Here is an 18,366-nt window from a genome sequence, read left to right on the forward strand (position 1 = left end):
CATACCACGACTTGAGCGTGGTATCTTAGAGCATAATCTGTGACACAAGATCCTGTGGTCAAGCCACGGTATGATACTGAACGCTTTTTACTGGATTCCCGCTGTTGCGGGAATGACAATAAAGTATATAATTGATATATTTGTTACAATAAAAGTTCCTTAGTATAAAAAATTTAAATGTTTAATATAATTTAGCTTGAAAGCTGCCATAGCTTTGTTATAATCGTAATTACAAAACAAAAAAGGTTTACAAAATGAAAAATTTATTAAAGATTTTATTAATTATAGCTTTCGCGAACTCAGTATTTGCTTCATCAATGCAAATGCCTGCCCCAGCTTCAGTTACAACAACCCAAATACAAGCTATGAGTACTGACGATCAACAAGCTTGGGTTGCTAGTTTAACAGCAGATCAGTATAATATGTTAAGTCCTGATGTCCAAAAGTGGGTAATGGAGAATACTACCGATACTCAAAAACAAGCTTTAGGAATTAATAAGTAAGATTTTAATTAATTTTTAAAATTGATAGGGGACTGTTAACAAAATAATTTTAATTGATAATTAAAAAGAATTTTTAGTGAACATTAATAAGAGTTTTGAAGGAATAGTTAATTCTATTTTAAAAAAGCCTTATAATTTGCAGTAAAAATAAATTTAATTAGCTTTAAAATTTATTTTGTTAATAGTCCCACATGTTAGGAATCATTATTCTTAACATATATTACTAAAAGTTTCTGCTTGCACTTCCTTTCAGTCTTCCTGTTATCGTATCATGTATATACTCCTGATAAATAAAAATTGCTAGACGAGTATAAAGATTCATTTATTCTTTCTTTAGTAAAACAATACACTAATTATTGTAAGCTATAAGAATATAGAAAGCTAATTTGTTGTGTGGCTTTGCTGCCATTCCTGCGTCCTTATTTATGTCATTCCCACAAAAATGTTGTTGCGTGGATCAGTTTTTCCATCATTGCGAGAAAATTTACAATAGTAAATTGATGCAGCAATCTTGGGAAGAATTCCTGAGATTGCCATGCTCACTAACGTTCGCTCGCAATGACGACTTGGTATCTATGCAACAATGCCTCGCAAGGGATGACATCGCGCAAGGCTTTCGGCTTCAATAATACTTTGCTAAAATAACCTCAAACTAACAATTACTTATGAAATTAATTATTACCGTAATCATCATGGAAATACTCGCTGGAGCGGAAATAGATTTATTCATTCCAAGTTTTCCTGAAATACAAGATACATTCAACCTTTCAACTTTTATGACAGAGTTACTACTTGGTGTTAATCTAACTGCTTATTGTATTACTTCGCTTATAGTCGGTAATTTAGGAGATAGGTACGGACGCAGACCGATTATTATACTCGGTTTACTGATTTTTAATCTTGGTAGTTTATTTTGTGTATTTGCAAATAATTATGCAGTTATATTATTTGGAAGATTTTTGCAAGGATGCGGGATATCATCGGTTGCAGTGCTAGTATATATTGTTCTTGCCGATATTTATTCGGTACAAGAACAGCAAAGATTCATGGGCATTTTAAACGGCACTATTGCCCTTTCTATGGCAATAGCACCGTTTATAGGTAGCTACGTCAATTTATTTTGGGGCTGGCGTGGCAATTTTATTTTGTTGCTTATAGTAGGTTTGATCAGCCTAATTCTTGGTATATTATTTATTCCAAAAAGAGAAGTTAATAAAAAAAATACGTATTTCTTTAAAAGAATATATACCTATCTTCAAATCGCCAAAAGCTATATATTATATACTTACAATGATATTTCTTGCACAAGGATATTGGATATTTATTGGGATTGCTCCTATTTTATATATGCAAGATTTAGGTGTAACTTTAGAATATTTCGGACTTTATCAAGGAGCAATGGCAGCTCTATTCTCAATTATGAGCTTTTCAAGCGGTTATTGCTTTAAAAAATTCGGTATTAAAAATTGCTTCTATTTTGGAGTTATATTTATAATACTATTCCTACTAGGCAATAGCATATTAGTTGTATATAATATTAATAATCCTTTAACCATAACAATAGTTACTTTATTATTATCTCTTGGCGTGATATATCCGATTAACATATTATGGCCATTGCTTTTAGAAGCTATTCCGAACGGTAAAGCTCGTATGACGGCTATTTTCACTGTGGCTAGATTGATTTTAACGGCATTTGGGCTGCAATTAGTAGGATTTTTATATAACGGTACTTTTACTCCTCTTGGCATTACTATATCCAGTGTTACGCTATTTGGGTTAGTAACATTACCTAAATTATTTAAGTATGATAAAGTCTTTGAGATTTCTAGTAACGTGTAGATGTCTTTATGTCATCATTGTGAGGCAAAACTGTAAGTGTTGACGCAACAAAATCTCAGGAATTTGTTATTATTTCATAAGATTGCCACGCAGCCTACGGCTGTTCACAATGACAAAAAAGCTGATTCACACAGGAATAACCTAGACACGGATGTAAGAAAAAATAAACAAATGATCAATAACAATTTTATCTTCAAGATAGCTTTCAGATATTTTAGAGCTAAGAAAAACGAAAAATTTGTTTCTATTATTTCTGCCTTTTCTTTAGTGGGCGTCATGATCGGCGTTGCAGCATTGATAGTAGTCATGTCCGTTATGAACGGTTTTCATATAGAGCTTACTAAAAATATTATCGGCTTAAATGGGGATATAGTGATAAATCGACAAGATGGTAGTATTGATAACTATGAAGAGATTAAAGCCAAACTCCTAAAACAAGATTATGTAAAATATGTAACATTCATTGCTCACGGTCAAGCTTTGGCTCTTGGTAAAAGTAATAATAGCGGTGTGCTTGTTAAAGGTATGAAATTAAAGGATCTAAGTGTAAGAAATGAAATTTTTAAAAATGTAAATTTTGGTAGTTTTGATAATTTTCACGGCAAAAACGTAATAGCACTCGGAGAACAATTAGCAAGCAATTTAGGCGTAACCGTTGGGGATAAGATTAGATTAATTTCACCGAATTCAGTTTCTACCACCTTTGGCAGTATACCAAGATCAAAAGAATTTAAAGTTATAGCAATTTTCAATAGCGGTATGTATGATTATGATTTGACAACGATATTAATGCCGCTTACCGCAGCACAAAATTTCTTATCTCTCGGCCACAATATTAATTTAATCGAAATTAATAGTCTAGATCCCGATAAAGCTCTCACATATTCACATAAAATACAATCACTCTTAGGTCCAACCCTATATGTATTTAATTGGCAAACCTTAAATTCACAATTTTTAAGTGCTCTTGCTGTTGAGCGTACGGCTATGTTTACTATTCTATCTTTAATTATTACGGTTGCCGCATTTAATATTATTTCAAGCTTATTTATGCTTGTTAAAGATAAAACTTCAGATATTGCAATTCTTAGAACTATGGGAGCAAGCACTAAGCAAATAATGCTTATTTTTATCTATAACGGAATGTTTATAGGATTACTTGGCACAACACTAGGTGTAATCCTTGGTGTTACCTTTTCTTATAATATTCAAACTATCAAGAATTATTTGGAGCGTATAACCGGTACTAAAATTTTTGAGGCAGCTATTTATTTTCTTTATAGTTTACCTTCAAAAGTAAGAGCTGAGGATATTATTTTAATTACCTCTTTATCTATAATATTGTGTTTTCTTGCGACAATTTATCCTTCTTATAGAGCCTCAAAATTAAATCCCGTGGATGCCCTAAGATATGAATAATACAGTCCTCATTTTAAAAAATATCTCAAAACATTACAGCCAAGGCAAAACTATTGTTAGAGTACTAGATGATCTTAATCTAACGGTTAATGAAGGTGAATTAATCGCTATAATAGGTTCTTCAGGTAGCGGCAAATCAACTTTACTACATATTGCCGGCTTGCTTGATAAACCTACAAAAGGTCAAGTCATCATACCAAATAGCAAGTATCAAAAATATCATCTCATTCGTCTTCATTATTTAGGTTTTATCTATCAACAACATCACTTACTTAAAGATTTTACCGCTCTTGAAAATGTTATTATGCCAAGGCTTATTAGTGGTCTTGATCAAAAAGAAGCAATAGAAGATGCAACAAAGATATTAGATGATTTAGGGCTTGGGGAAAAACTCTATAATATGCCTGGAGAATTATCGGGAGGAGAACAACAACGGGTCGCTATAGCGCGGAGCTTAATTAATAAGCCGAAAATTATTTTAGCAGATGAACCGACAGGTAATTTAGATCCCAAAACTACAAATGAAGTATTTAATTTATTTTTAAAAGTAGCAAGAGAACAAAATACCGCAATTATTATGGTAACACATAACCATGAATTAGCACATAAAATGGATAAATTATATAAGTTAAAGCACAGATTATTAAATATAGCTTGATTTAAAGCTCAAAAATTCTAATAATTATATGTAGGTTCTGTGAAGATTTAATTTTGGCTCTTTTTTGCTAAAAAATATCTTAAAATAGCAAATCAATTAGAAATTTTCACAGAACCCAATATTCTTTTAATAAAGGTTAGTAATGGCTGATCCTATTATATTTACTCTTTTACTTGGAGATGAAGATCGGATATTAGAGAAAATAAACAAGCAGGAAACTCAAAATAAACTGCCTATTATCCGGCTAGAAGTTAATAAAGCATCACATATACCCGATAAAGAACGTATTTTTTCGGAGATCTTACAAGAATCCCACAAAAAGAGCAAAACACCGATTTTTAATATTCAACTTAATAACAATAATATACAACCCATTTTTAAGGTACAAGATTTAATTAATTTACAAAATTTAAATATAAAAACTACTATTACTTTTGATCAATATAATTCATTACCCCAAAATTCTGAACTAGAAGCTTATTGGAAGCAAATTATGAAAAAAGTTGATCATGTTTTTTTTACAAATGAAGCAGATCAAAATTTATCTATAGCCGATGGTATAGTACCAAAAGATAAAGCCACTACAATTACGGATATAAGTTTAGTAACATCTGTTTTTAACAATCTTGTATCTGATCGTAAAATTGATCAATTACTTTCCGGTACAATACCTGATAAAGAAAAGCTAGATAAAATAATAAAAAACACTAAAAATCAAGGCGGTAGAGTGATTATAGAAACTTGGCCTCTTTCTGCAGACGAAGCAACAAATCTTATCACTGCTAAGTTCGGTATTACCTCTGAAGATCAAATTTATGGATTGAAACTCGAAATTAATGAAATCTTAAAAGATGCAAATAATGCTGCTGAAAACTTAAAAAAATATGTATCACAAATATCTAGGCAATTTCAAAAAGATTTAGGTAAAACTGAGGTAAATCCTATTGACTTTAATTTTATTAATACAAAGAAAGTTATGAATGATAGACCTAAGGATATACAAATAGAACAAACAATATCATATGAACCTCCAAAAGCAAACCAACCACAACCGCAAGTTTTTTTTAAAAGAATTTTTAACTATTTTAAAGATATAATAACTAGTTTTAAAGAAGCAATATTCGGCAAAAAAGAAGAACCTAAAACTCACGAATCAACAACTCCAACTACGGAAGCAAAGCCGACAATAACAGAAGAACCACTAACCACTGTTGCATCTTCTATAAATCCACCGCAACAGCAAGCTCCCGCTAATAATCAAAAACCATGGGAAAAATTAGGAATTCCACAGGAAATGTATAAGGAATCTCTAAAAGCAGAACAACAATTAGCCACACCAGTGATAGAGCCAAAACAGCAGATACCTGAAAAAAAATCATCACTGGTTATAAATACTGAAGATCAAGTTGGTGTTTATAATACAGGAAATATAAAACAACCTACTTATTTATACACTGAAGATGATATAAAAAATATATTGGAAGCAAATATAGATAAGAATATGTTCTCTATATTTCATCATGCCTCTTTAGAAGAGCCGGAAATACTAAAAGATACTCTGCGTGTTACAGTAGAGGATTTAATACTAGATAATAAGCCTGCAATTATACCACTAAATACAGGATATAAACATTGGTTACTCTTAATGGCTAATAAAGATGATAAAGGTAATATAAACTTTATGTATAATGACCCCTATGGTGAACCATTGGAATCTCGACCAAAAGTAACAGAATATATTACCGAAATTTATTCCGATGCAAAAATAACAGACCTAAATACCAAGCAACAAGAAAATGTATATGATTGCGGAGTTTTCGTATGCGATAGTGCGATCAAACTCTCTAAAGGGCAAAAAATTCTAACTACTGAAGAATCTAAAGACCAAGGTATAAATTTAAGGAAAGCTCAAGCTAATACATTATTAATACAGCAACAAGCAATAGCGATTGGACATGAATCACGCAAGACATCATCTACAAATAATAAATTTCACAATCTTAGTAACAGCCGAAAAACAAAAGATACTGAAAGGAGTCGTTGATAACAAAAAAACATTAGGCAAAATCTATAATTACTAATATAATTATTTATAGTTAATTTATATTTTAACAAAGAATGACTACCATACTTGTGATCGTTATTATAATAATGATCGCCTTATCTGCTTTATTTGCCGCTACCGAAACTGCTATTACCGCTTCTTCCCCAGGGAAGATTCATAAGCTTAAAATCGCCGGTAATAAGCGTGCTAAAACAATTTTAGAGGTTCTTAAGAAAAAAGAAAAGGTCATAGGAACTTTATTAATAGGTAATAGTTTAATCAATACTGTTTGTACCACTATTGCTACTACTCTCTTTATTAGCTTTCTTGGAGATAATGGACCCATTGTTGCTTCCGGCGTTATGGCTTTTATAATTATTGTTTTTGCCGAAGTAGTACCGAAAGCAATAGCCGTTGCTAAACCTGAACAATTAGCATTAAAAATGGCTTCAACTATCGTAATATTTTTAAAGCTTTTCAAACCTATTAATATTGCTCTTGATTACATTACAAAAATATTTTGCTTCATATTTCGTATTAATTTAAATCCTCAAATATCAGGCACGGAAGAAGTAAGAGGCGTGATTGAGCATTACCATCAAGAAGGCGGAGTTTATAAATCTGATCGTAATATGCTCGGCGGAATATTAGATATACGTAATATGACGGTATCGGAAATTATGACTCACAGAAGTAGTATTATAGCCCTTAATATCGACCTACCTCATGAAGTGATAATTAAAACTTTATTATCGGGTGCTCATACACGTATACCTTTGTGGCAAGATAATAGAGATAATATAATAGGAATTCTCAATCTAAAAGATTTGCTTAAAGCATTATACGAAAATAATAATGATGCAAAAAAAGTTAATATTAATAAACTTCTAACCCCACCTTGGTTTATCCCTGAGAATGCACTTGTAGTAGACCAGCTACATGCATTTAGAGAACGTAATAATCATTTTGCTTGTGTTGTAGATGAGTATGGTACTCTACTAGGTATTATTACTCTTGAAGATGTTATAGAAGAAATCGTAGGGCCTATTACTGATGAACATGATAGACTTAATAATGAAATTATCAAGAAGTCTAATACCGAGTTCATTATAAAAGGAACTACAACTATTAGAGATATTAACCGAGAACTTGATTGGAATTTATCGGATGAAGATGCAAACACTATAGCAGGATTAATAATCCATAAAATTGCTAGAATTCCAAATCAAGGGGAAGTAATTGAAATATTTAATTTAAAGGTAATTATTTTAAAGAAAATTGCCAATAAGATTGATAGCGTAAAAATTACCGTATTACCTACTACCGAGGCAACAATAAGCAGTGAGTGAAATCGGTAATTTTTTACTGCTAACAACGATGTACTTGTCGGTTATCGGTTTGTCTTTTGTCTTTTATGTCATTCCTGCGAAAGCGGGAATCCATAAAAAATCTCTATTTTATAGACTGGATTGCCGCTTGCACGGGAATGACAACTACCTCATTACTTGCCCTTTCTACATAGCTGCCTCATGTACTATACTTGCCTTTTTTACCCTAGTCTATGCTTTTATTATCTCTGACTTTGCACTACAAAATGTTTTCTTAAATTCCAGTACTTTAAAACCTTTAATATATAAAATAGCCGGTAGTTGGTCGAGCCACGAAGGCTCAATGTTATTATGGTTTTGTTTATTACAAATCGTTAGTTGCTGTTATATATTTTTACTTGAAGATAACCGTCTTAAATTTTTATCTATTATTATTCTATCAGCCATACAATTATTTTTTAGCAGCTTTATTTACTTTACCTCCAATCCTTTTAACGTGTTTTCTTTCGTTCCTAAAGAAGGGTTAGGCTTAAACCCGATGCTACAAGATATTGCTTTGAGCATCCATCCTCCTCTGCTTTATTTAGGCTATGTTAGCTATGTAGTACCGTTTACTATTGTTTGTGCCTCTATGTCATTCTCATACCCACTTATGTTATTCCCGCGAAAGCGGGAATCCATTAATGACATAAGACTTCTCAAAACATTTTCCAATATCGGTATCTTATTTACTACCATAGGAATTAGCCTTGGTTCTTGGTGGGCATATAGAGAACTCGGCTGGGGCGGATTTTGGTTTTTTGATCCGGTAGAAAATATTTCACTATTTCCTTGGTTATCCGGAATTATGCTCCATCATTCTATAATTGTAACAACAAAAACCAGACGTATGCAAAACTGGACAGTAATTTTATCCATCATTACTTTTTTATTAGTAATATTTAGTGCTTTTTTAGTACGTTCCGGTTTTATTACCTCAATTCACTCTTTTGCATTCTCACCTGAGAGAGGAATATACTTACTTGGGATATTTTTGATTATGGGGATTGGTAGTATTGGGTGGTATACTACCACATCATTGCGAGGAAATGCATTAGCATTGACGAAGCAATCTCAGGAAACTAACCGAGATTGCCACAGCCACTTTCGTGGCTTCGCAATGACGAATTGTGGAAACTCCATACTCCTCGGTAATACATTCCTCCTTCTTAGCCTTATTGTGCTAATAGCTGCCACACTTTATCCGCCAATTTACTCTTTATTCGACGATAAATCTATTATTATTAGTGAAACATTTTTTGTTAATAATTTTATTATATTCGTTATCCCTATTCTTGGTACCATAGGATTATTTACTACCAGAAGCTCTATTAAAAAACATATTATAATTCTAATATTATCTCTAATAATTACTTATTTAATATCATTAAAAGTAACATTTAGTGTTATATCGATTTTAACTATAATCGCATCTATATTTCTTATGCTTCATAATATTCATTATCTTTTGGTTAAAACTAATTATTGTAGAAATAGACTTAAAGCAAGTAACGCTAGTATGATCCTTGGGCATTTTGGTTTTGCACTAATGAGTTTTAGTATTACTATGAATACATTATTACAATGTGAAATGGATTTTACCGGCAGAGTAGGAACAAGTAAAACATTTAACGAATTTAAAGTAACATTGCAAAATATTAAGTTTGCTCAAGGTAAAAATTATTATAGACAAATCGCTGAATTTTGGCTTGAGGATAATAGCCGTAATATAACTATATTAAAGCCGGAAAATAGACTTTATATAGTTGAAAAGAGTTTATCGCAAGAAAGTGATATATACTCTTACTTATTATATGATCTTTACGCAGTTTTAAGTAATATAGACGGCGATATAATCCATGCTAAAATATATTACAAGCCAACGATAAGCTTTATTTGGCTTGGAATTATTCTTACCGCGTCCGGTTTTTTTATTGCACTAATCAGAAAAAATTCTAGCTAATTTGAACCATCACATTTAAGGTTTAAAATTTTTATACTATTCGGATGATCAGCGCCGAATTGTTCTATCTGATTATTACGGAATTTTTCATACCAAAATTTCTTAGGTAAAGTACAATTAGCTTTAGCGGCTGCAAAATACATGTTACTTATTTCATACACATGTTTCATATTTTCTTTATAATTATTCCAATATATATTTTCAGCAGTAGCATAAGTATCTACCGCCTCCTCATTTTGATTAAGTAATACTAGTGCATCCCCTTCAGCAACAAACGTTTTTGCCAAATCTATATCCGGTGCTATAATAATCTCTTTGTTAGGTCTAGTTGGATCATTAAGAAAAATTGCTTTAGCTTTTTTATTCTAGAGCTTCGGTAACATCACCTAAACCTAGTTTTGCTCTTGATTTTTGGGTAAAAATTCGTCCAAATACTTGATTTTCCTCTTTTTTACTAGACTTATTCATATCATATACTTATTCTAATAAAGAAAGAGCTTCCTGATGTTTCTTAAGATTATTTAATACATCTAATTTAATGAGATATGAACCGGTAAGAAATAAATCTTGAGGTTTCATCCCGTTTTCGATACAAGCATTTATAGTATCGTCAATTCTTCTTAATGCTTCATAATTTTTACCTTGGATATTAAATAACTTAGCTTTTGTATAATATATAGTTGCTATGTCAGTTTGATCTACTAGATTTTGATTGAACATATCTTCCATCATTTGGATATTTTTTTCTGCTTCTTCTAGATTTCCTAGCTGGATATTGGATATAGCCGAACCGAAAACTACATTACATTTTATGGAATCATATCCCTTTCACTTCTATCAAATACCTGCTTAGCTTTCGTATCTATTCAATTGCTTTTTTAGGATCTGACCAAGTTCTATAATACCCCCTATGCGTCCTAAATATGTAGCATAAGCAAATTTTTCTTCATTATTCATTGTCCATAATTTAAATGTACCTTTTTGATCGTTTTTATCACACCAATTTACTAATTTTTTTGAGTTATATAAATCGGAAGAATTAGCATATTGTATTAATAAATTTATAACTCTAAAATTTTATATATCGATATATCGTATTTTTCTGCATTTTTTGTAATTAATCCGGTATAGTTTTAGCATTTCTAAAAATACGCCCCTTTACTAAACTTTTAGGTATAGAATTTAAACGATTAGTAACACTACGTTTAAGATATTCTTTCCTTTATCTCCATTTATTTGTAATATTTTTTCAGCTATAACATCATGCATTTCAAATATCGGATTAACTTCATTAGGTTCAATATTAGGGATCAAAGCAAATTTAGAAAACTGATAAATATAATCATCTAGACTATGCTTATCTTCAGTAATAGAATTTAATAATTCTTTTGCAACACTTTGATTATTAAGCAATGCTATCCCATCTAGTAATCTCTTGGCACTAGGCTTTAATTCATTGCTAACAAGTTTTATATTTAGCTCAATTTTATCCTTAGAGGCTTTTATCTTTTTCTTGTATTTCTCTAAGTTTAAACCTTGTATTTGATTTAATATTTGTGCTCCTTGAACTATGAGCATCAGATAACCTCCAAGTGCTTGAGTCAACAAATTTATTAATTCCAGATTTTTATTTTCCAATATATTTTTTGCAAGTAATGCAGCTTCCGGCTTAGTGAAAGCGTTTGCTTTGATTATGTTAGATAATAATTCATCGTCTTGGGTACAAAATATAATATTACCGTTATACTCCCAATTAATAAAATCCTCTATTTTCTTATTCTCGCCTATTTTTAAATTATCAAACACCAATAACCATTTATCTTTACTTACTAGCTAAACCATTAAATCTTTCTTCATCACTGCCATATCTTCTGAAATCACCGGTGATTTTACCTCGGTATAATAGTTTTAGATAATTTGAGTAATTGCGGCTCTATATTTAGATTACAATCAATCAACCAAATTATGTTATAGTTATCTTTATTTTCATAAGCGTACATTCTAGCAAGCTGCGTTTTACCCATACCGCTTACCCCTACTACACTAGATTGCTTATATTTATTAAGATTTTCCTTTAGTTTTTCCAATTGGGATACATGATTTATAAAATAGTTAACCGGTACAACTAAATTGGATATTTGACTTTGAGCAAATATACTTCCGCTTATTAGAAGCATAATAATCACTAATATATATTTTATAATATTTATTAATATAAAATTCTTAGCTGTAAAATTATATCTTTTCGACTAGAAGTCAATAAAATTTGAGGTTAGTGCAGGTATTGCACAGGGTGGAAAAGTAGGTGATGTCATTCACGCATAGGCGGAGGGTTGTTGTATGGCTCGTTTATGTCCTTCCCGCGAAAGCGGGACTCCAGTAATTTAAAGATTATACACAATAAGTTCGTAAAATTAAAAGCTCGATTTATCTTGCTTTTTTCTGGATCCCTGCCTACGCGGGGATGTAATAGGTTTTGAGCCATGCAACAAGGCATGTAGGCGGAAAGAAAGAACAAACAAAGCCCCCCTTTTTTCAAAGAGGGCTTTTTTCTTGAGGAACTTATACACTTGCTAATCGGGAGCGATTAGAAGTTTACACGGACTTTTAGAGTACCTTGATGTGCAATATATTTACTTGAAATCTGAGCATCGTAACCGATTCCGTACTCCATCTTAGCATCAGATCTTATGCTTGCACTTAAACCTAAATTATAAGATGTTTTAGCGGTTCTGTCAGGCTGGCTGATACACGGAGTAACTTGTCCGTCTAATACAGACTGAGTTTTAGATAATCTACCGATTACTTTGTGAACCACAAAAGCGTGAACTTCCGGATATACCGCAAGATCAGTTATGTTCATAGTACTGCCGGCTACTTTAGCACCTACTATTAAATCGGTTCTATCGCTAAACTTGCTGTTAACTTGCTTGTTTGCAACTGTTGCACCGGTTTCTTTGTAGTTTTCGTCAGAAGACTTTAAGTAGCTAAGTCCTACCATTGGAGTTACTAACACACCTTGCATTGCATTGTAATCATAACCGACTGTTAAGTTACCACCGAATGTCATGTTATCGTAATGACCGGCAGCAATTTGCTTGCTCATATTACCGTTAGCATCGAAGAAGTAACGCTGACTTTTGTTCTTCACTTGGTTTAAGCTAAATATTGCACTACCTTGAGCAAAGAAGTTCTTAACAAGCTGCTGGGCACCATATAGAGAGAATGAGAAACCGTTAACGTCGGTTTTATCACCTTTCTTATAATCTTGGTGTTTTATATCAGTTTTAGTGATACCTATAGCAGCACCAATCATTAAGTTATCGTTAGCTAGCGTATCTAAACCGATTACGACACCGGTGGTTTTAGCTTTATAACCAGCTAAACCACCTTGCTTACTTTGGTGTGCATCAGTATAGAAAGGTTTTGCCCATATACCGTAAGCTACATTATCAACAGCCTCGTCACCTGCAGCAACCGCAGCCGGTATTGCTTCAGCTTCAGGTCCAGCCATTACAGCAGTTTCAGGAGTACCTAAATATCTAAGAGCACCTAATCTGTTACCAAGTTGAGCTTGGATATCTTTAGCTACATCTAATTGTGCATTAGTTATGGCCGCACTTGTATCGGTAACGATAGCTCCAACAAAATTAGCAGCATCAGCACTATTTTTAGCTAAAAGAAGATTATTATATGCTGCAGTATTAGTTGCATTTACAAATGTTGTAACGTTCTGACCTACACCCGGTGCACCTCCAAACGGACTATTTGCGATATCATTAGTAACTACGTTTTCTGCATTGTTAGTACGTGTTATTACATAATCTTGGTTAGCAGCACGTATTAAACTATAATTTACGAAACGATTACTTCCGGTTACAGCAAAGTTGGGACCTCCTAAAGTACCATTAAATCTAGCACCACCTTGGATTAAAGTATAAGTTTGTGTACCACTGAAATTTGCATTGGCATTATCTTGTACGTTAATGGTTGTAGTTCCTGTGGTTGTTGCATTAACTTGCGCACCTTCCACGATAACGATGTGACCTATATTACCGTTTGCTAATGTTAAAGTAGTTTCAATAGAAGTATTGTTTCCCCATGTTGAAGTACCACTTGCAAATGTTAAAGTATTTGTAAGAAGATCGATTTTACCGTTAATAGCAGTAGTACCGCCGCCTAAAATTACATTAGAATTTAAAATACCTAAGTGATAAGTACCAAAGTCTATGACTTGTGAATAAATATTTCCTTGTAATACTGCACCACTATCACTACCTGTAAATCTAACAGAAGCTACAGGAGTATCTGAATCACCTATATTACCGACGAATGCATTACCTAAATAAGTTACAGTACCATTATTAGCTTTAGTAGTACCAATCATACTTGTAGAATTAGACAATATACCGTCAGCAAATCTTACATTACCGTTACCGTTAACACTTCCAAGAGTAATTTTACCGTCAAAATCTGTTCCTGCTATACCGCCTGTAGTAACAGTTACACCGTCATTAATTGTTACGTTAGTTGCAATAATATTACCTAAGTTGTTATAGTCTGTAGTAAACGTTACTTGCTTGAACTGTGGAGCGCCAATACCTATGCCTAAGCCATAAACTGTACCAGGGATATTAGGAATACCACCGCTAAGTGTGACAGTACCTTGATTATTGTTTACAGTACCGATACCTGCATATAATGTAGTAGCATTAACGATTATGCCGTTATCGCTTCCAAGACCTAGACCTACGATATTATTTTGATCACCGATTACTTGACCGTCAGCGATGACACTATCAACACCTAAAACAATCACGCTAGGAACATTAAAACCTGTAGCTGTTTTATTACCTACGGTACTTTTAATTGTTAAAGGAATTCTGTTGCCTGCATCATTGAATGGAATACCTCTAGGTAAGAATAAAGCTGCACCTAAACTTGAATTTTCAAAAGCAATCGTATCAGTCACGGCACCATGATAATTACCTGCATTACCTATCTCATTAATCACTACGTTACCGGGACCAGAAACCGTTATTTGTTTTAAAGCATTAACAACAGGTGCAACTTGTTTGTTTAATGTTACGGTAATAGGATCGCTGTTAACGAATTCTACTATACCGGTACCATCGGCAGATGCAACAAAGTCTGCAGTATAGTTACCACTGACTTGTAAGGTAGAATTAGCTACAATTGTAGTGTTACCGTTAAATGTTGCATTACCTAAGAACTTAACAGTAGTACCGTTACCTAATGCTACAGTATTAAACTTATTACCTTGCTGTCCACCGACTGTACCGCTTACTATATTTGTTCCACCGGCATTAAAGACGAAAGAACCTACGTTAGCATCGGTAGTAGTAATATTAGTAGCATATAAATTTACACCTGCACCAACATTTAATACAGTATCAACATTAAGCCCTTTAGATCCAAAATTAATTTCTGCAAGTGGATTTGTAGCACTACCTAAATTTGTACCGGCTGCAAGAGTTGTATTATTATTTACAACAGGATTAAATATTATTTTACCTTGACCGGCAGCATTTGTAGTGCTTGTTATTAAATAAGTATTATGCGCGAATTGTACTGCACCGTTATTTCCAATAACTAACTCGTTAATAGCAACATCACCGTTACTTAAAGCTGTTTTACTTGAGCCAATATTAAATTGTCCAAGAGTTTTATTATTAACTCCAATAGTACCGATTTTACCTTTAATAGTTAAAGCTTGAGCATTTGTTAGGCTACTCGCATCAACAACGCCTGTTTGATCAGTAGTTATAGCTAAATCAAAATCAACTACAATATTATTTTGAGTGCTTGTTAATTTAATAGTACCACCGTTAGCTTGGAAATCAATCGTTCCACCATTAGCACCGATAATATTTGCTCCACCAAGTGTTAATGTTTTTGTAGCATCGTTAGCTAAAGTAATTGCTTGTAACGCAGCAGCACCGCCAGCGTTCCCTATATCACCGGTAATTGTAGCACTACCGTCTAAGGTAATAGTACCGCCTGCAAGAGCACCGCCGACAAGAGCAGTTTGGTTAACTTTACCGTTTATAACTGTACCGTCAGCAAGTTTAAAGATAGAACCGGCATTTCCTAAACGTAACTCGGCAGCATGTGTTCCTGATAATTGGACAACTCCAGCACCTGATGCTTCAATTGCTGTAATATTATTTGTCACCGCAACATTTGCATCTGCACTAGCACTTGCTAAAGCACCGTTAGCATCAAAAGTTATCACACCTGCAGTGTTACCGGGATTGCGAGCATCACCTGTAAAATTACCGGTAAGGGTTATAGTATCAGGCACTGTAATCTGTGCTGCAACATTACCGAAATCAGTAGTACCAAAGTTTGAGTTTTGGGTTATTGCAACTTTAGAAGCTGCTGTTTTAAAGGCAGTAGTACCGTCTGCACCAACGTCAACTATCTGTCTAAAATTTACCTGTCCTATTGCATTAGCACTTTGTATAACCATGTCTTTAGCATAAACTTGTCCATCGATTGTTGCTACCTTACCATTATCTACGCTAACAACAAATCCTGCAGCTCTACCTGCGCCATTATTAGTACCTATTACTGCATTAGCAGGACCACCTGCATTAGCTATAAGTTGACCGTTGACTGTAACAGTGTTAAATTCGATAATACCTTTTAGATTACCGCCTAAACTTCCTGTAACGTTAAAGTCGGTAGCAGCAGCATTCTTACTTAATAATACTAACCTACCCGTACCGTCTGTTCCATTAAAATTAATAGTAGTACCACCTGCTTGTAAATTTAAAGCATTAGCATTATTAGCATTAGTATTGAATATGATACCTTGACCGTCACCGATATTAATTGCCTTAACAGTAGCAAAACTGTTATCTGAAACTTGAATAAATCCATTAGTAACATTTAATGTACCGTTAACACCATTAACTATTACAGCATTAGCTCCAAGTATAAGAGGAGCTTCTTGAGTTGTAGGATGTGCTAAATTAAATTCTACAGAAGCCGCAGCACCGAAGTCTATTCTTCCTACACCTTTAAGATCATTATTGTTAATAGCAGCACCATTATTAACTACTGTAACAATATTTTTAGCATTTTGTGTAGCAGCAGCTTGTGCATTAGTAATACCTTGACCTGTTATAGTAAGAGTTTTACCGGCATTAAGCGTAAGGTTAAAGAACTGACCATTATTAGCAGTATTAGTGATGAACCCTAAGGTAGTATCTTCACTCACTGTCACTGCTAAAGCGTTTGCAGTATCTAAAAACAAACCGTTAAAACTACCGGCTGGAGTATTGAACTCAATACCATTATTAGCATTAGCAGTAATAACTGCATTTAGAGCAACTGCAGCATTTGCAGGACCGACAGCTTGGTCAAATCCCGCACCATCAACAGTTGTAGCAACTCCGTTTGTTGTTCTATTCTGCTGCATAGCAGCACCCATAGCTGAACCTGCAAAGCTGGCTACTATGGTAGCTGTAGAAGCAGTTACCAACCCTGCGGAAATTAATTTTTTTAGAAAATTTGGTTTTTGAGCCATAATTTTTGTCCTATATTTAAGTTAAATATTTAGTACCTAGTATTAAAACAAACTTATCAAACGTGAGTCAAGATATCCCACATTTAATAAGGAAATAACCTATTATTTTGTTTCAATAGTTTCTAAACTACAAGCTGTAGCATACTATATATTGTATATAATTACAAGCATCGCTATAGTTTTTTTATAAAGTTTTAATAAATGTTATATTTTTACCACATTGACGTTATGCCTTATCAGTGTCATCCCGTGGCTTGACCGCGGAGCCAAAAAAATAACTTAATAAGTATACATTTTTGATTTTTTTAGATGGATACCGCTACAAGCTCGCAGTATGACACCAGGCACTGGATCCCGTGGTCAAGTCACGGGATGACGAACTAATTATCCCCCTAATCTTTGTTAAATATTAGCACTTCAGCAGTATTTGCCCACTTTAGCATTTCATCGTATTTAGTATGCCAAATACGCATAATTTCTTTTTCATATTCTACAATTTGCTCTTCTAATCCTTCAAATTGTTTCACCATTTGACGTGCTTTAGAAAGTATCGTGTCATTAGTAACGTCAAAAACTTTTTTCAAATGACGGTCTTGTTCTGCTTTATAATTTAAATGAGCTGCTCTACCAAGCTCGGCATCTTTATGCATATTTTCACTTCTTATCTGTATTTCAAAATTACGTTTAGAGTGTAAAAGCTGCATTATATTATGAAGGGACTGATAGCCGTTACTTTTTGGTCTATTGATATAATCTTTGGTGTATAACCAATCTAAATGCGGAGAACTCTTAACTACGTCCAAAGCATTATAGCATAGAGCTTTAGATTTAACTATAATCCTACATGCAATTAAGTCTTTCAATGCATCAATCGGCACTTCTTTCCTTTTCATCTTTTTTAAAACAGAATAAGGGTCTTTAAGACGCATATATATCTCATTTTCTATATCTGCTTTATTTAAATCTTCTTTAAGCAGATTAATAATATCACAAATCAAATCCCCTCCTGCCACCT

12 protein-coding genes and 1 pseudogene are annotated in these 18,366 nt (G+C 33.2%); 7 read left to right on the top strand and 6 right to left on the bottom strand.

Annotated features, from left to right (window positions below):
* The first annotated feature begins 254 nt into the window (after positions 1-254).
* The 7 genes and pseudogenes from TENJIKU01_RS00105 to TENJIKU01_RS00135 all read left to right on the top strand — a co-directional run bounded on the left by TENJIKU01_RS00105 (position 255) and on the right by TENJIKU01_RS00135 (position 9,796).
* Positions 255-503: a DUF2673 domain-containing protein gene (locus TENJIKU01_RS00105; RefSeq protein WP_064428734.1), complete on the top strand. Its 249-nt coding sequence runs from the start codon at positions 255-257 to the stop codon at positions 501-503.
* A gap of 665 nt (positions 504-1,168) precedes the next feature.
* A pseudogene (locus TENJIKU01_RS00110) lies at positions 1,169-2,345 on the top strand (multidrug effflux MFS transporter).
* A 171-nt stretch (positions 2,346-2,516) separates the two neighbouring features.
* Positions 2,517-3,764 carry a lipoprotein-releasing ABC transporter permease subunit gene (locus TENJIKU01_RS00115; RefSeq protein WP_064428777.1) on the top strand — a complete coding sequence of 416 codons (1,248 nt, stop codon included), beginning with the start codon at positions 2,517-2,519 and terminating at the stop codon, positions 3,762-3,764.
* The gene (locus tag TENJIKU01_RS00120; protein WP_064428735.1) at positions 3,757-4,422 is read left to right on the top strand and encodes an ABC transporter ATP-binding protein; all 666 of its coding nucleotides are present in this window, start codon (positions 3,757-3,759) and stop codon (positions 4,420-4,422) included. The genes TENJIKU01_RS00115 and TENJIKU01_RS00120 overlap by 8 nt, the downstream gene beginning before the upstream one ends.
* Before the next feature lie 142 nt (positions 4,423-4,564).
* Positions 4,565-6,466: a Ulp1 family isopeptidase gene (locus tag TENJIKU01_RS00125; RefSeq protein ID WP_064428736.1), complete on the top strand. Its 1,902-nt coding sequence runs from the start codon at positions 4,565-4,567 to the stop codon at positions 6,464-6,466.
* Positions 6,467-6,540: 74 nt separating this feature from the next.
* Entirely contained in the window at positions 6,541-7,815 is a 1,275-nt protein-coding gene (locus TENJIKU01_RS00130; protein WP_064428737.1) for an HlyC/CorC family transporter, read from the top strand.
* A complete protein-coding gene (locus tag TENJIKU01_RS00135) occupies positions 7,808-9,796 on the top strand; it encodes a heme lyase CcmF/NrfE family subunit (protein WP_082894421.1) in 1,989 nt (662 codons plus the stop codon). The genes TENJIKU01_RS00130 and TENJIKU01_RS00135 overlap by 8 nt, the downstream gene beginning before the upstream one ends.
* Here the strand turns inward: TENJIKU01_RS00135 and TENJIKU01_RS00140 are convergent.
* The 6 genes from TENJIKU01_RS00140 to TENJIKU01_RS00160 form a co-directional block, all read right to left on the bottom strand.
* Entirely contained in the window at positions 9,793-10,083 is a 291-nt protein-coding gene (locus TENJIKU01_RS00140; RefSeq protein ID WP_064428739.1) for a hypothetical protein, read from the bottom strand. The genes TENJIKU01_RS00135 and TENJIKU01_RS00140 overlap by 4 nt on opposite strands.
* A gap of 190 nt (positions 10,084-10,273) precedes the next feature.
* On the bottom strand, positions 10,274-10,528 hold the full coding sequence (locus tag TENJIKU01_RS00145) for a hypothetical protein (protein WP_227779744.1): 255 nt from the start codon (positions 10,526-10,528) through the stop codon (positions 10,274-10,276).
* Between the two features lie 450 nt (positions 10,529-10,978).
* Entirely contained in the window at positions 10,979-11,602 is a 624-nt protein-coding gene (locus TENJIKU01_RS09225) for a hypothetical protein (protein ID WP_227779747.1), read from the bottom strand.
* Between the two features lie 83 nt (positions 11,603-11,685).
* Positions 11,686-11,973 carry a hypothetical protein gene (locus TENJIKU01_RS09230; protein ID WP_227779749.1) on the bottom strand — a complete coding sequence of 96 codons (288 nt, stop codon included), beginning with the start codon at positions 11,971-11,973 and terminating at the stop codon, positions 11,686-11,688.
* 410 nt (positions 11,974-12,383) lie between these two features.
* Entirely contained in the window at positions 12,384-17,351 is a 4,968-nt protein-coding gene (gene ompB / locus TENJIKU01_RS00155) for an outer membrane protein OmpB (RefSeq protein ID WP_064428741.1), read from the bottom strand.
* 392 nt (positions 17,352-17,743) lie between these two features.
* Entirely contained in the window at positions 17,744-18,349 is a 606-nt protein-coding gene (locus TENJIKU01_RS00160; RefSeq protein ID WP_064428778.1) for a guanosine polyphosphate pyrophosphohydrolase, read from the bottom strand.
* Positions 18,350-18,366: the final 17 nt, after the last annotated feature.

Origin of the sequence: Rickettsia sp. Tenjiku01 (assembly GCF_001653015.1) — a bacterium.
GTDB lineage: Bacteria > Pseudomonadota > Alphaproteobacteria > Rickettsiales > Rickettsiaceae > Rickettsia > Rickettsia rickettsii.

Excerpts from the sequence above, each read along its gene's own strand:
- TENJIKU01_RS00120 (WP_064428735.1), top strand. The coding sequence starts at position 3,757 with ATGAATAATACAGTCCTCATTTTAAAAAATATCTCAAAACATTACAGC.
- ompB (WP_064428741.1), bottom strand. The coding sequence starts at position 17,351 with ATGGCTCAAAAACCAAATTTTCTAAAAAAATTAATTTCCGCAGGGTTG.
- TENJIKU01_RS00115 (WP_064428777.1), top strand. The coding sequence starts at position 2,517 with ATGATCAATAACAATTTTATCTTCAAGATAGCTTTCAGATATTTTAGA.
- TENJIKU01_RS09230 (WP_227779749.1), bottom strand. The coding sequence starts at position 11,973 with ATGCTTCTAATAAGCGGAAGTATATTTGCTCAAAGTCAAATATCCAAT.
- TENJIKU01_RS00105 (WP_064428734.1), top strand. The coding sequence starts at position 255 with ATGAAAAATTTATTAAAGATTTTATTAATTATAGCTTTCGCGAACTCA.
- TENJIKU01_RS00145 (WP_227779744.1), bottom strand. The coding sequence starts at position 10,528 with ATGATGGAAGATATGTTCAATCAAAATCTAGTAGATCAAACTGACATA.
- TENJIKU01_RS00125 (WP_064428736.1), top strand. The coding sequence starts at position 4,565 with ATGGCTGATCCTATTATATTTACTCTTTTACTTGGAGATGAAGATCGG.
- TENJIKU01_RS00130 (WP_064428737.1), top strand. The coding sequence starts at position 6,541 with ATGACTACCATACTTGTGATCGTTATTATAATAATGATCGCCTTATCT.